Source organism: Pseudomonas sp. PDM02 (assembly GCF_014852285.1).
GTDB classification, from domain to species: domain Bacteria; phylum Pseudomonadota; class Gammaproteobacteria; order Pseudomonadales; family Pseudomonadaceae; genus Aquipseudomonas; species Aquipseudomonas migulae.
The window spans coordinates 16831-31167 of sequence record NZ_JACVBL010000019.1; the positions used below are offsets into that span (position 1 = coordinate 16831).

Here is a 14337-nt window from a genome sequence, read left to right on the forward strand (position 1 = left end):
AAACACCCATCAAACACCCGCCACCCGAATCGCCACAAACCGCCGCTCCAGATTCAACGCCAACACACTGACCAACACCACCGTCCCCCCGACAACGATCATCACCGTCGGCCGTTCCCCCAAGCCAAACGAGGCAATCGCCATGGCCGTCGGCGGCACCAGATACAGCGTCATCGTCGCCCGGCTCAAATCAACGTGAGTCAACACAAATGCCCAGGCCAGGTAGGCGAGCGCGCTCGGAAAAATGCCCAGCGCCAGCACTGCCAGTTGCACCTGCATCGGCGCGTTGACCGCTTGCGCCGCCAACCCCGGCAGATAAACCAGTAACAACGCGGTCCCCGACCACACCGTGTAGCAGACCAGTGTCAGCCCGTCGTAACGCCCGGAGTGATGTTTCTGCAACGCGAAGTAGAAACTCCAGGACACCGCCGCCAGCAGAATCAACAGGCCATGGGCGTCGATGCTGCCCAGTCCACGATCGCCCGCGACCACAATCACCACACCGATCAAACCCAGAAAAACACAGCCCCAGCGCCACGCGCTCACCTGGTCTTTGAACACGAAGCGCGCCAGCAGCGTGCTGAACAAGGGCGTCGATTGCGCGAGCACGCTGGACGCACCGGCGCTGACCCCTTGCTGACCAAAATTGATCGCCACGTGATGCAGGCTCACCGCAAAAAAGCCGAGGCCGAACAGCATTGGCAAATCGCGAAGGGTCGGCAGGCTGATGCCTTTGAACACCGCGACCAGCGCCATGAACACCGACGCCAGCAGAAACCGCAGCAATGCCAGATGCCCGGGATCATAGGCTTGCAAGCCGATGTGAATACCGGTCGGGGAATAGCCCCAGCACGCGACGACGAAGGCCATGGCCAGGATGATTTTTAGGGGAGGGGTGGCGGTTGAGAGCGCTTGCATGGTCGGGCACCTGTGGGCAGATGCTTCGAGTATCAGAACGCAGACCGTTCGCCACAACTGACTTATACTGCGCTGACCATTCACTTTGGGTGATGTATGGAGCTGGCACAGATTCGCATGTTCAAAACCGTGGCCGACGTCGGCAGCATCGCCCGGGCGGCCGAGCTGTTGCATTGCGTGCCGTCGAACATCACGGCACGGATCAAGTCGCTGGAAGCGGAGTTGGGCGTCGCGTTGTTTATCCGCGAAGGCAGAGGGTTGCGCATCAGTCCGTCGGGGCAGACTTTTCTGGCCTACGCCTCGAAGATTCTCGCCATGACGGCTGAGGCCAAGCGGGCGGTCGACCCCGCCGCCGAGCCGTCCGGCCCGTTGCGCATCGGCGCCATCGAATCGTCGGCCACCGGTCGCTTGCCGCGTTTGCTCGCCAAGTTCCACAAGCGCTATCCGGCGGTGGCGCTGGAGCTGACCACCGGCACCTGGGGCCAATTGCTCGATGACACCGCCAACCACCGGCTCGACGGCGCAATCGTCGCGGTGGATGTCGAGCGCTCACAACTCAAGCGCACGCCGATGTACCGCGAGGAGCTGCTGCTGATTGCCTCGACGTCGCTGGGGCCGGTGCGCGAGATCGCCGATTTGCAGGACAAGACCGTGTTCATGTGGCCCCAGGGGTGTCCTTACCGTGCGGCGCTGGAACATTGGTTGTTGCGCCAGGGGCAGGCGCTGCCGATTGTCAGCCTGGCGAGTTACGGCGCGATTGTCGGGTGCGTCAGTGCGGGGGCGGGGGTCGCGCTGGTGCCCAAAGGGGTGTTCGATCAGTACGCCAAAGGCGCGGGGTGCGCGGGGTATGAGTTCCCTGAACTGACCGCCATCGACAACCTGTTTTACTGGCATGAAAACGCCGGGGTTCACCCGGCGCGAGAAGCGTTTGTGGCGATGTTGCGCGAGGAGTTCACGTAAGAACACCGCGCCCCCCTGTAGGAGCCGGCTTGCTGGCGATGCGTGCGACGCGTTCATTTGACAGACCGCGTCGCCTGGATCGCCAGCAAGCCGGCTCCTACAGAGGGCGCGGCGTTTCCCGAGATAGCGGTGATTCGCGGATTGGTTGGAAGATCACATCTCGCGCACATCCCGCATCAACAACCCGAAGCGCAAATCCACCGCATCCGGAATCGGCAGGTACACGGTGTGCCCATCCCCCGGCGCCACATCGATGGGTTGGCCTTTGACGTTCTGCAACTGATGCAAATCGAAGTGGAAGTTGCCCTTGGGCGTCATCAGTTCCATGTGATCGCCCAGGCCAAAGCGGTTCTTCACTTTGACTTCCGCCAGCCGGTCACGCCGCTCGCCGGTCAATTCGCCGACAAATTGCTGTCGCTCCGACACTGAGCTGCCGTTTTGATAATTCTGATATTCGTCATGCACGTGACGACGCAGAAAACCTTCGGTGTAACCGCGCTGGGCGAGGGATTCCAGATCGGTCATCAGGCCCCGGTCGAAGTCGCGACCGGCCACCGCATCGTCGATCGCCCGACGGTAAACCTGAGTGGTGCGCGCGCAGTAAAAGTGAGATTTGGTCCGCCCTTCGATTTTCAGCGAATGCACCCCCATCTGCGTCAGGCGCTCGACGTGCTGCACGGCGCGCAGGTCCTTGGCGTTCATGATGTAGGTGCCGTGTTCGTCTTCGAAGGCCGGCATCAGTTCGTCGGGGCGGTTGGCTTCCTGCAACAGGAATACCTGATCGGTGGGCGCGCCAATTCCTAGCGTCGGTTCGGGCTGGAAGGTCTGCACGATGTCGCCGAGCAGATTTTCCGTGGCTTCTTGCGCCGAGTACTTCCAGCGACAGGCATTGGTGCAACTGCCCTGATTGGCATCGCGTTTGTTCATGTAGCCCGACAGCAGGCAGCGGCCGGAATAGGCCATGCACAACGCGCCGTGGACGAACACTTCCAGCTCCATGGCGGGCACTTGCTGGCGGATTTCGGCGATTTCTTCCAGGGACAGTTCCCGCGACAGGATGATCCGGCTCAAGCCTTGTTGTTGCCAGAACTCGACACTCGCCCAGTTGACCGTGTTGGCTTGCACCGACAGGTGGATCGGCATCTGCGGGAAGTGCCGACGCACCAGCATGATCAGGCCCGGGTCGGACATGATCAGCGCGTCCGGTGCCATGGCAATCACCGGCTCCAGGTCCTTGAGGAAGGTTTTGAGTTTGGCGTTGTGCGGGGCGATGTTCACCACCACGTAAAAGCGCTTGCCCTGGGCCTGGGCCTCGCGAATGCCAAGCGCCAAGTTGGCGTGATCGAACTCGTTGTTGCGCACCCGCAGGCTGTAGCGAGGCTGGCCGGCGTACACCGCGTCGGCGCCATAGGCGAAGGCATAACGCATGTTTTTCAGGGTGCCGGCGGGGGCGAGCAGCTCAGGTGTGAAAAGGGTCATGGGCGGGTCGATCGCAAAAGCCGGCGAGGATAATCGGCATGCCCGCGGCATTCATTGATCTGGATCTATGCTTGATGAACAAACGGATGGCACTCGCGCGAACCGTGGCGGACTAAGCATCAGGACGGCTCTTGCTACAAGGGCCTGTGCCCTGCGGACTGACATGGATCGGACATGAACGAAGAGAAGGTACAAGACAAATCACTGGTGATTTTGCTGGGGGTGGTGACCGCCGCGTTTATCTGGATTTTGCTGCCGTTCTACGGCGCGGTGTTCTGGGCGGTGATCCTCGGCATTCTCTTCGCGCCGTTGCAGCGGCGACTGCAACTGAAGTTCGGCTGGGAGCGCAACCTGACGTCAATGCTGACGTTGAGCATCTGCATGGTCATTGCGATCCTGCCGGTGATCATCCTCAGTATTCTGCTGGTCCAGGAAGGGGCGGCGCTTTACAAGAGCATCGAAAGCGGCGAGCTGGACATCGCGGGGTACATCACGCATTTCAAACACAGCCTGCCTCCGTACTTCCAGCACTTGCTCGATCGCGCCGGGATCGGTGAGCTGGAGGGGCTGCGGGAGAAAATCATCAAGAGTGCGGTGACGGGCAATGAGTTCATCGCCAACAAAGCCTTCAGTTTCGGTCAGGGTACGTTTGATTTCGTGGTGGGGTTTTTCATCATGCTGTACCTGTTGTTCTTCTTTTTGCGCGACGGTGCAGAACTGGCGCGCAAAGTGCGCGCCGCCGTGCCGCTGGAAGAACACCAGAAACGCCGTTTGCAGCTCAAGTTCAACCGCGTGGTGCGTGCCACGGTGAAGGGCAACCTTTTTGTGGCGATCACTCAAGGCGCATTGGGCGGTTTTATTTTCTGGTTTCTGGACATCCCGAGCTCGTTGCTCTGGGCGGTGTTGATGGCGTTTCTGTCGCTGTTGCCGGCGGTTGGCGCAGGGATTGTCTGGGCGCCGGTGGCCGCGTTTTTCCTGTTCAGCGGGGCGATCTGGCAGGGCGTGGTGCTGGGGCTGTTCGGGGTGTTCGTGATTGGCCTGGTGGACAACGTGCTGCGCCCGATCCTGGTGGGCAAGGACACGAAGATGCCGGACTATCTGATCCTCATCTCGACCCTCGGCGGCCTGGCGATTTTCGGGCTCAATGGCTTTGTCATCGGACCGTTGATCGCCGCGCTGTTTATGTCGAGCTGGGCGATTTTCATGGAAACCAAACCGCGGGTGCAGTTGCCTTAAGCGCTGAGTCGGCCGGCGTCGAAGCTCTGTGACAGTGCCTTGGCGGCGGTCAGCGATGGGAGTGGACCGCTGATTTGTTCACCGTCCTGGACCAGATACCAACAGGCGAGCAATCCTAGCTCTCTGAGCGAGGCGGGAACGGCGCTGCCAATAACGGACATGATTTGAACCTGGGACATAAGTACCTCCATCAATCTATGGAGCTACCTTACGGGTCTGCTGCGCGAACGAACAATCATCGCTTTCGATAGTCGACATTGACGGCAGCGGGTGCAAACGACCGTCTGTCGGTCAGTCGACCACCAGGTCCAGCATATGGACCACTTCCTGTTCGTTGAGCAGGCCTTTTCGCACAAGGTTTTCGGCCAGCAGCGAAAGAAACTTGGCGCAGCGATGACCTTCCAGGTGCTTGAGTTCGGTCAGGGCGTTGTAGACCTTGCTGGAGGTGCACAAACCGAGGTTGCGGTGCGGATTTTGTGTGGGCATGTGGTCGTCCTTGTTGTTATCAACCTGTTGTTGGCGGACAGGTCCGAGCTTGCGGACCTGACATGACATAAATATGACCGTGTTCCCCCAAGGTGGGGGTGAGGGTGGGTGAGTCAATCTTGCCAACTTAAACGGTCAGCACTGTCCCGATAGCGACCTTGATGCGATTTATCCAGACTTTTGCCGACGGGTGGGGCCTTAAAACTGCTGTTCGAGTGTGATGTTGAGGGGGTTTTTGGGATTGGGTGGGGGGCATATCCGTTTCTGCGGTAACGGCGGCTATTGGTTTCGCCCTTACGGCGAGTCACTTTGGAAAAGCCCCAAAGTAACCAAAGGGCTCTTGCCCCTTTCGTTCGGTGCCTCGCTAATGCTCGGCATACCCTCGCTCCGGTCCTGCTCCGTGGGCCCGCCGCCATCGGCCATCCCTGGCCGGGGGCGGCTAACCCGGCATCCATGCCGGGTTGCCCACTGCGCAGAACCTCCACTCGGCCTCTCGAGGGGGCGACTACCGCCACAGCAGCCGAGGCGGCCTGAAAGCCGACCTGGCTCTTTGGTCGTGTACACACTCCTGCACTGTGGTGACCGCACCAGTGTTGGATGTTTGCACATTCCCCTGTAGGAGCCGGCTTGCTGGCGATGGCGTCCGTCCAGCCAATACATACGTTGACTGATTCACCGCTATCGCCAGCAAGCCGGCTCCTACAGTTGATCGTATTTATCCAAATACATATGCATTTCCCTTGTAGGAGCCAGCCTGCTGGCGATGGACGTCAACGATAACGCGGGCTGTCTGAGTGAACGCGTTGTCCGGCCGTTTTTCGCGGGCAAGCCTCGCTCCTACAGAGAATCGCGTTAGCTTTTGATTTCCACCACTCATCAGGCCGAGCGTTAGCTCGCCTTCAGCTTTTGATCTTGAGGTACACGCCCCCTCGAGAGGCCGAGTGGAGGTTCTGCGCAGTGGGCACCGCGGCAAGGATGCCGCGGTAGCCGCCCCCGGCCATGGATGGCCGATGGCGGCGGGCCCACGGAGCAGGACCGGAGCGAGGGCATGCCGAGCCACAGCGAGGCACCGAACGAAAGGGGCAAGAGCGCTTTGGTTACTTTCGCGCTTTTCGAAAGTGACTCGCCGTAAGGGCGAAACCAATATCAGCCATCACCCAAATAATGGATATACACGCAGTCAAAACCTGCGGTTAGCGCCCGAGCCTGTTACCAGCGGCCATAACCATGCGCAGGCCCATAATACCCGCGCGGCGGGCCGTAATAACCACGGGGAGGACCGTAGTAGACCGGCGGCGGGCCGTAATAACCCGGTTGTTGCACATAAACCGGTGCCGGCTGGTAATAAACCGGTGGCGGCTGCTGTACGTAAACCGGCTGTGGCTGCACGTAAACCGGTTGCTGCACATAAACCGGCCGGCCGCTATTGATGATGGCCGAACCGACGATGGCCGAGCCAACGATCGCACCAAATACCGCTGGACCTTGCCACCCGCCACCGCCATGCGCTTCTGCCTGCCCTGCGATAGCAAGAGCACCGATCAGCAAGGCAACTGTGGGGATTTTACGGATCATGATAGTTCCTCGGTTCATCGACCCGGCGCTTGCGTCTGCAATAGACCCAAGGATTGTCGCGGGGATACTTCTAAGACAGCGTATTTCTGAAAATCAGCACAGCCGTTGGGTAAATTTTGTGTAAGGTCTGTACCGGCTTCCTTACCAACTTCGCTGCCACGAGCAGGTACGCGGATATGATCGATCAGAACGCGATGGCATGGCTAATCCCGTCCATCTGAAAGTGCAATTGAAGGAGATTTTTCATGCAGATGAACCCCAACAAAGACACCCAGCTGTGCATGTCCCTGTCGGGCCGCCCCGGGAACTTTGGCCTGCGATTTCACAATCATCTGTACGAGCAACTTGGCCTGAATTTCTACTACAAGGCGTTCCGCAGCCAGGATCTGACCGGTGCCGTCGCAGGCATCCGCGCCCTGGGGATTCGCGGCTGCGGCGTGTCGATGCCGTTCAAGGAAGCCAGCATTGCGCTGGTCGATGAACTGGACGCGTCGGCTGCCGCGATTCAATCGATCAACACCATCGTCAATACCGACGGCCACCTCAAGGCTTACAACACCGATTACATCGCCATCGCTCAGTTGCTGGAAACCCACCAGGTGCCCAAGGCGTCGACTTTTGCCCTGCGCGGCAGCGGCGGCATGGCCAAGGCTGTGGCCAGTGCATTGCGCGATGGTGGCTACCAGAACGGCCTGATTGTGGCGCGCAACGAGCACGCCGGACGTGCCCTGGCTGAATCGCTGGGCTATGAATGGCAAGCCGAACTGGGCAGCCAGCGCCCGCAAATGTTGATCAACGTGACACCGATCGGCATGACCGGCGGGCCTGAGGCCGATCACCTGGCGTTCGATGCGCAAACGATCGCAGCAGCGGAGACTGTCTTCGATGTGGTGGCGATCCCCTCGGAAACACCGCTGATCGTGCAGGGACGTGCCGAAGGCAAGCGGGTGATCACCGGACTGGAAGTGATCGCGATCCAGGCGCTGGAGCAGTTCGTGTTGTACACCGGCGTGCGTCCGACGCAGGAGCAGTTTCAGAAGGCGGTGGAATTCGCCCGCAGTTGAGGTTGCATTGTGCGGTGCTTGTGCTGGCCCTTTCGCGGGCAAGCCCGCTCCCACAGGATTTTGCGTCGATCACAAAGCTCGTGTTCGATACCGATCCCTGTGGGAGCGGGCTTGCTCGCGAAAGGGCCGGCACAGCCAACGAATAACTATACTGCCCGCGATCAAGCAATGACTTGCCACCCCATAAACCGTGCCCGAGGTTTCCCATGCATCCCCCCATCCTTAACCTGCATCAGGTCGAACTCGAACCGCTGCCCGAAGCCCTCGCGCCCACCGGTGAAACCGCCGGCCGTTATCAACAGCGGATGGCTCGCGTCGGTCAGCAACTGGGTGCGCAAAAGCTCGGTTATCGCTTGTACGTGCTGGAACCGGGCATGCGCGGCAGCCCGTTTCACAGTCATCGGGTCAACGAGGAGATGTTCTACGTCGTCGCGGGGGAAGGGGAGATTCGGCTCGGTGCCGAGCGTTTTCCGATCCGCGCCGGTGACGTGATCGCCTGCCCGCCGGGCGGTCCGGAAGCGGCGCACCAGATCATCAACACCAGCAAGGCTGAACTGCGCTATTTGGCGGTCAGCACCCAGCAATCGCCGGAAATCTGCGAATACCCGGACTCCGGCAAGTACGCGGTGATGGACGACTTCAAGGTCGATGCCGAAGGCAATGCCTCGGGCTTCGTTGCCATCGCCAGACAGGCTGACGGCGTGGATTACTGGGACGGCGAGTAGCACTTCCTTTGTGGGAGCGAGCGATGCGGCGATCCGACTTGCTCGCGAAAGCGATTTCCGATTCGACGATTATGTTGGCCGTTGAATCGCCTTCGCGGGCAAGCCTCGCTCCTACGGGAGATCGTGGCGGTTACTCGAGGCGTGCCAGGCGCTCTTCCAGCGCAGCAATCCGCGCTTCAAGCTCTTCGATGCGTTCTACCGACACGCCGCTGCCACCACCACGCTCCACCGGATTCTGCCGTGCCGCGAGGATCGCTTCGATGTCCGCCGGATCACCCAGCGCATGCATGTAGCGGTCTTCACGCTGCCCCGCCTGGCGCGGAATCAGCAGCGCCAGACCGCGCGCAATCAACCGTTCAAGCTGATGCACAACCTGTTCGGCATCTTCGAACTCATGCATGCGGCCGCTGCGGGTCAGCAGTTCGTTGACCGTCTGCGGACCACGCAGAAACAGCAGTCCCGTCAGAATCACCTGTGCCGGCACCAGTTCCAGTGCCTTGTCGACCTTGTGCTCCCAGCGGTCGGCACGACTGCCCATCACCAGTTTGGCGAAGCCGCGACCTTCGAGGGCGCGCAGGCTCTGGCCGACCTGGCCCTGGGTGAGGTTCATCACCGGTTCACGGCTGGTTTTCTGGTTGCAGGCAATCACCAGGGCATTGAGGGTCAGCGGATAGGTTTCCGGGCTGGTGGCCTGTTTCTCGATCAGCGAACCCAGAATGCGGATTTCCGTGCTGTTGAGCCGTGGCTCGTCGAAGGTTGTTTCTTGCTCAATGCTCATGATGCTGCGTCCTTACCTGATTCATATTCTTCTTCAGCTGGCATGCACTTTAGATGGGCGGGCGCCAATGGCAACTGAATTCGTCGCGTCCCCCGGCAATGGTCATAAAAGCTACATCAATCCATAACGCGATTTTTACAATTCGACGGGCACCGTATGCATGGCCGCGCGATGACGGTCGCGCCTGAGGGGCGCGGCGTCAGAGCGTATCGACGACGTCACTGGCCTTACTGACTGCAACCGGGAGCAAGGCATGACGCTGACGTTGGAATCGACTGGCAATAATGCGCTGATTGGCGCGCACCTGCCATGACTGTACTGGTCACCGGCGCCGCGGGTTTCATCGGTTTTCACACGGTCAAGCGCCTGTGTGAGCAAGGCCTTGAAGTGGTCGGCATTGATAACCTCAACGACTACTACAGCGTGGCGCTCAAACACGCTCGGCTCAAGGAGCTGCGAGCCTTGTCGGGCTTTCGTTTCCAGACGCTGGATATCGTCGACAAACCTGCCTTGATGGCGTTGTTCAAGGAACACCGCTTCACAGATGTCATCCATCTGGCGGCCCAGGCGGGTGTTCGCTACTCGCTGGACAACCCGGACGTGTACGCGCAGTCGAACCTGACAGGGTTTTTGAATGTGCTGGAGGCCTGCCGACACCATCGCCCGGACCATCTGATTTATGCCTCGAGCAGTTCGGTGTACGGCACCAACAGCAAGTTGCCATTCAGCGTCGAAGACGCCGTCGATCACCCGGTTTCGCTGTACGCGGCAAGCAAGCGCGCCAATGAGCTGATGGCCCACAGCTACTGCCATCTCTACGGGCTCCGGGCCAGCGGCCTGCGGTTTTTTACCGTGTACGGACCTTGGGGCCGCCCTGACATGGCGCTGTTCAAGTTCACCGAGGCGATCCTCAACGATCGCCCCATCGACCTCTACAACCAGGGCTTGATGTCGCGGGATTTCACCTACATCGACGACATCGTCGAAAGCATCGTCCGCCTGCGTCCACGTCCGCCGTTGCCGGAGAACGCCGGGGAGGGCGTCAACCGGATTTTCAACATCGGGCGCGGCACGCCGGTGGCGCTGCTGGATTTCGTCGAATGCCTGGAGGCGGCGCTGGGCCGGCCTGCCCGGCGCAACTTGATGCCGATGCAGGCGGGCGATGTGCACAGGACCTGGGCGGATGTGTCGGCATTGGCGCAGTGGGTCGATTTTCGTCCGCACGTGACGGTCGAGGCCGGCGTCGGGCAATTCGTGAAGTGGTATCGCCACTTTTATCAGCGCTGAAGCGTTGATCTTCGAACATAAAAATTCAGGAAAACAGGGGCCTCCATGAGCCAGGACTTATTTGTATCCGTGCTGATTCCGGCAAAGAACGAAGCGAGCAATCTCACCGCGCTGCTGGAAGAAATCCGCGTCGCGCTGGCGGATGAAGCGTATGAAGTCATCGTCGTCGACGATGGCAGCACTGACACCACGTTGCAGGCGTTGCGACAGACCCGGCATAACGGGCTGAACACGCTGCGCATCCTGCAACATGAACGTTCGCTGGGGCAGAGCACGTCGCTCTATCACGCCGCGCTCGCCGCCCGTGGCCAATGGCTGGCAACCCTCGATGGTGACGGGCAAAACGACCCTGCGGACATCCCCGGCATGCTGGCGCTGGTGCGTCGTGAGCCGGCAGCCGCCGACCTGCAATTGGTCGCCGGGCACCGGGTCAACCGTCGCGACACCGCCAGCAAACGCTGGGCTTCGCGGTTTGCCAACGGGTTGCGCCGACGCATGCTCAAGGATCAGACGCCGGACACCGGCTGCGGGTTGAAACTGATCCAGCGTGCGGCGTTCCTGCGTTTGCCGTACTTCGACCATATGCACCGCTTCATCCCCGCGCTGATCCAGCGCCACAACGGCCGCATGCTCACCCACCCGGTCAATCATCGACCGCGCACGGCCGGCGTCTCCAAATACGGCAACATCGACCGCGCGCTGGTGGGGATTCTCGACCTGATCGGCGTCTGGTGGCTGATCCGGCGCACACGCCTGAACACCCGGCCGCAGGAGATCGAAGGATGAATCTGTCCCGCGAAACCCTGTGGCTGGTGGTCGGTTTCAGCGGCCAGATCGCCTTCACCGGGCGCTTTGTCCTGCAGTGGCTGTACAGCGAATACAAAAAACGCAGCGTGATACCGGTGAGCTTCTGGTACCTGAGCATTATCGGCAGCGCGCTGTTGTTCGCGTACGCCATCTATCGACAGGACCCGGTGTTCATCATCGGCCAGGCGTTCGGTTCCATCGTCTATTTGCGCAACCTGCAATTGATTGCCCGCAGCAAAACCTTGAAGGACTGACCCATGCGCCGAACCCTTTCACCCGGCGTCGAATGCCTGGGGCTGATGCTGCTTGCTCTGTTGCTGGTCGGCGCGGGGCTAGGGTTGCGTCAGCCGCAGAATGTGGACGAGGAGCGGTTCCTCGGCGTGGCGCTGGAAATGCTGCACAACGGGTCGTGGTTGATTCCCCATCGCGCCGCCGAGATTTACGGCGATAAACCACCGATATTCATGTGGACCGTGGCGTTTTTCACCTGGATCACCGGGATGCCCGCCATTGCCCTTTACGTGCCGGGGCTGCTGTCTGCCACCTCGGTCACGGCGATGCTCTACGACTTGGGTCGCAGGCTTTGGAACCAACGAGCCGGTCGGACGGCCGCGCTGCTGTACCTGGCGACTTATCAGACCTACAGCATTTTGCGCACCGGCCAGATCGACAGTTTTCTGATTCTGTTCACCTCGCTGGGCCTGTACGGTCTGGCCCGACACCTGCTGCTGGGGCCGGCCTGGCGCTGGTTTTACGTGGGCTGTGCGGCGATGGGGATCGGCGTGATCACCAAAGGGGTCGGCTTTGTGCCGGCGTTGATGCTGATCCCGTATGCCTACGCGGTGCGCAAAGGTTGGTCCGGCGTGGTGGCGATGCCGGGCGAAGCGCGCAAATGGTGCCTGGGTGTTGTGGTGCTGCTCGGTGCCGTGGGCATCTGGCTGCTGCCCTTGGCGCTGTCGATCGTGCTCAATGGCGGTGCTGAGGAAATTGCCTACGTGCGGGAAATCCTGCTGCGCCAGACGGCGGGGCGTTATGCGGCCGCCTGGGATCACCGGGAGCCGTTCTGGTACTTCTTCGTCAGCGTCATTCCGCAATATTGGTTGCCGCTGGTGCTCGCGCTGCCGTGGCTGATCCCCGCCTGGCGCCGGCAATTACGCAAGCATGATGGTCGCGTGTTGGTGCTGCTGGGGTGGGTGGTGCTGGTGGTGCTGTTTTTCTGCCTGAGCAGCGGCAAGCGCAAGTTGTACATTTATCCGGCGCTGCCGGGATTGGTGTTGGTTGCCGCGCCGCTGATGCCGTGGATGTTCAGGCGCTGGTTCCGTCAACGCCAACTGGGGTGGCGGATTTTTCAGGGGGTGGCGGTGGTCTGGTTCACGCTGTGGTTCGCCCGAGGGTTCATCGAGCCGGTCAAGGACGGCGCCAATCCCCACGAGGCGTTGATGGTGCAGGCGGCGACCATGACTCGGGGCGCAGACCTGGTGTTGGTCCACTGGCGCGAGGGCCATTGGTTGTTCGCAAGGCAGCCGATCGTGCATTTCGGCATGATCGGTTCAACGGTCGAGCAGGCGGCGCAGTGGTTGCGTGAACATCCGCAGGCGTACGCGTTGGTGCCGGATGAACAGCTCGGTCAGTGCTTCAATCCGCAGGCTGCCCGCGAGTTGGGCGAGACCTCCCGGGCGCAATGGTCGATCGTCGGTGCCGACGCCGACAACGGCAATTGCCATCCTGGTCCGCCGGCCCATATCTATCGCTTCACCTGGGACCGTGCATCGCTATAATCGACCCCACGTTTTACTCCTGTCACCACACGAGACTGCCATGACCATTTCCCTGTACGACGCTTCCGTTCCGGTTTTCAAACAAATGCTCAACGCCCTGAGCGACGTTCTGAACAAGGCTGAAGCCCACGCCACCGCCAAGAACATTGATCCGAACGCTTTCCTGCAAGCCCGTCTGTACCCGGACATGTTCCCGCTGGTGCGTCAGGTGCAGATCGCCGTTGATTTCGCCAAGGGTGTTTCTTCGCGTCTGGCCGAGATCGAAGTGCCGAAGTACGACGACACTGAAACCACCTTCGCGGAGCTGCAAGCGTTGCTGACCAAGGTTCTGGCCTACATCGGCGAGATCAAGCCTGAGCAGATCAATGGCAAGGAAGGCATCGAGATCATCACCCGTCAGGGCACGCCGAAAGAGAAGCGCTTCAGTGGCCAGGCTTACTTGCTGAGCTACGGTCTGCCGCAGTTCTTCTTCCACGTCACTACCGCTTACGCGTTGCTGCGTCATAACGGTGTGGAAGTGGGCAAGCGCGATTACATGGGCGCGTTCTAAACCGCCCGGGTACAAAAAAGCCCGCCAAGGTTTGCGCCTTGGCGGGCTTTTTATTGTTCTTGGGGGAGTGGGGTTATGGTTTTTTGTCTGGGGACATATCCGTTTTTTCGGTTGCGGCGGCTATTGGTTTCGCCCTTACGGCGAGTCACTTTGGAAAAGCCCCAAAGTAACCAAAGGGCTTTTGCCCCTTTCGTTCGGTGCCTCGCTAAGGCTCGGCATGCCCTCGCTCCGGTCCTGCTCCGTGGGCCCGCCGCCATCGGCCATCCATGGCCGGGGGCGGCTAACCCGGCATCCATGCCGGGTTGCCCACTGCGCAGGACCTCCACTCGGCCTCTCGAGGGGGCGACCACCGCCACAGCCGCCGAGGCGGCCTGAAAGCCGACCTGGCTCTTTGGTGCGCGTGTTCCCTCATTCCGGATATGTACACCGATCCCCTGTAGGAGCCGGCTTGCTGGCGATGGCGTCCGTTCATTCAATAAATGCGTTGACTGACCCACCGCTATCGCCAGCAAGCCGGCTCCTACACGGGATTGGGTTCACACGGTTTGAAATTGTAGGAGCTGGCTTGCCAGCGATGGACGTCAACGATAACGCGGGCTGTCTGAATGAACGCGTTGCCCCGATGTTTTTCGCCGGCAAGCCGGCTCCTACAGGGGGCGATGTGCGCTTTTGATTTCCACCACTCATCAGGCCG

General features: G+C 60.5%; 15 protein-coding genes. 9 read left to right on the forward strand and 6 right to left on the reverse strand.

The annotated features are described in order from the left end of the window. Positions 1-9 precede the first annotated feature (9 nt). Entirely contained in the window at positions 10-918 is a 909-nt protein-coding gene (locus tag IB245_RS26540) for a DMT family transporter (protein WP_192229168.1), read from the reverse strand. Between the two features lie 96 nt (positions 919-1014). On the opposite strand from IB245_RS26540, the gene IB245_RS26545 reads away from it, so the two are divergent. Next, entirely contained in the window at positions 1015-1878 is an 864-nt protein-coding gene (locus IB245_RS26545; RefSeq protein ID WP_008033671.1) for a LysR substrate-binding domain-containing protein, read from the forward strand. A 153-nt stretch (positions 1879-2031) separates the two neighbouring features. Here IB245_RS26545 and yegQ read toward each other — a convergent pair whose 3' ends face one another. Next, a complete protein-coding gene (gene yegQ, locus IB245_RS26550; protein ID WP_008033673.1) occupies positions 2032-3357 on the reverse strand; it encodes a tRNA 5-hydroxyuridine modification protein YegQ in 1326 nt (441 codons plus the stop codon). Positions 3358-3531: 174 nt separating this feature from the next. On the opposite strand from yegQ, the gene IB245_RS26555 reads away from it, so the two are divergent. Then, positions 3532-4593 carry an AI-2E family transporter gene (locus IB245_RS26555; RefSeq protein ID WP_192229169.1) on the forward strand — a complete coding sequence of 354 codons (1062 nt, stop codon included), beginning with the start codon at positions 3532-3534 and terminating at the stop codon, positions 4591-4593. On the opposite strand, the gene IB245_RS26560 is transcribed toward IB245_RS26555, so the two are convergent. The 3 genes from IB245_RS26560 to IB245_RS26570 form a co-directional block, all read right to left on the reverse strand. Further along, positions 4590-4772 carry a hypothetical protein gene (locus tag IB245_RS26560; RefSeq protein WP_008033676.1) on the reverse strand — a complete coding sequence of 61 codons (183 nt, stop codon included), beginning with the start codon at positions 4770-4772 and terminating at the stop codon, positions 4590-4592. The genes IB245_RS26555 and IB245_RS26560 overlap by 4 nt on opposite strands. A 112-nt stretch (positions 4773-4884) precedes the next feature. Next, complete coding sequence (locus IB245_RS26565; RefSeq protein WP_192229170.1) at positions 4885-5079, reverse strand: hypothetical protein; 195 nt, start codon at positions 5077-5079, stop codon at positions 4885-4887. Between the two features lie 1209 nt (positions 5080-6288). After that, positions 6289-6654: a hypothetical protein gene (locus tag IB245_RS26570; RefSeq protein WP_008042817.1), complete on the reverse strand. Its 366-nt coding sequence runs from the start codon at positions 6652-6654 to the stop codon at positions 6289-6291. 245 nt (positions 6655-6899) lie between these two features. Between IB245_RS26570 and IB245_RS26575 the strand changes: the two genes are divergently transcribed. Both IB245_RS26575 and IB245_RS26580 read left to right on the forward strand, forming a co-directional pair. After that, the gene (locus tag IB245_RS26575) at positions 6900-7718 is read left to right on the forward strand and encodes a shikimate 5-dehydrogenase (RefSeq protein WP_192229171.1); all 819 of its coding nucleotides are present in this window, start codon (positions 6900-6902) and stop codon (positions 7716-7718) included. Between the two features lie 206 nt (positions 7719-7924). Continuing rightward, a complete protein-coding gene (locus tag IB245_RS26580; protein ID WP_008042813.1) occupies positions 7925-8443 on the forward strand; it encodes a cupin domain-containing protein in 519 nt (172 codons plus the stop codon). 130 nt (positions 8444-8573) lie between these two features. Here IB245_RS26580 and IB245_RS26585 read toward each other — a convergent pair whose 3' ends face one another. After that, positions 8574-9221 carry a YceH family protein gene (locus IB245_RS26585; protein ID WP_008030770.1) on the reverse strand — a complete coding sequence of 216 codons (648 nt, stop codon included), beginning with the start codon at positions 9219-9221 and terminating at the stop codon, positions 8574-8576. Between the two features lie 309 nt (positions 9222-9530). Here IB245_RS26585 and IB245_RS26590 point away from each other — a divergent pair, with 309 nt between their 5' ends. Genes IB245_RS26590 through IB245_RS26610 form a run of 5 tightly spaced genes read left to right on the forward strand, consistent with a single transcriptional unit; the run spans position 9531 to position 13643 of the window. Continuing rightward, on the forward strand, positions 9531-10508 hold the full coding sequence (locus IB245_RS26590) for an NAD-dependent epimerase (RefSeq protein WP_192229172.1): 978 nt from the start codon (positions 9531-9533) through the stop codon (positions 10506-10508). A gap of 45 nt (positions 10509-10553) precedes the next feature. Then, entirely contained in the window at positions 10554-11294 is a 741-nt protein-coding gene (locus IB245_RS26595; protein ID WP_008030766.1) for a glycosyltransferase family 2 protein, read from the forward strand. Then, on the forward strand, positions 11291-11569 hold the full coding sequence (locus tag IB245_RS26600) for a lipid-A-disaccharide synthase N-terminal domain-containing protein (RefSeq protein ID WP_008030764.1): 279 nt from the start codon (positions 11291-11293) through the stop codon (positions 11567-11569). Before IB245_RS26595 ends, IB245_RS26600 begins: the two co-directional genes overlap by 4 nt. Positions 11570-11572: 3 nt before the next feature. Continuing rightward, on the forward strand, positions 11573-13093 hold the full coding sequence (locus IB245_RS26605; RefSeq protein ID WP_192229173.1) for an ArnT family glycosyltransferase: 1521 nt from the start codon (positions 11573-11575) through the stop codon (positions 13091-13093). A 40-nt stretch (positions 13094-13133) separates the two neighbouring features. Next, positions 13134-13643, forward strand: coding sequence for a DUF1993 family protein (locus IB245_RS26610; protein WP_008030762.1), 510 nt, complete (start codon positions 13134-13136; stop codon positions 13641-13643). The last annotated feature ends 694 nt before the right edge of the window (positions 13644-14337 follow it).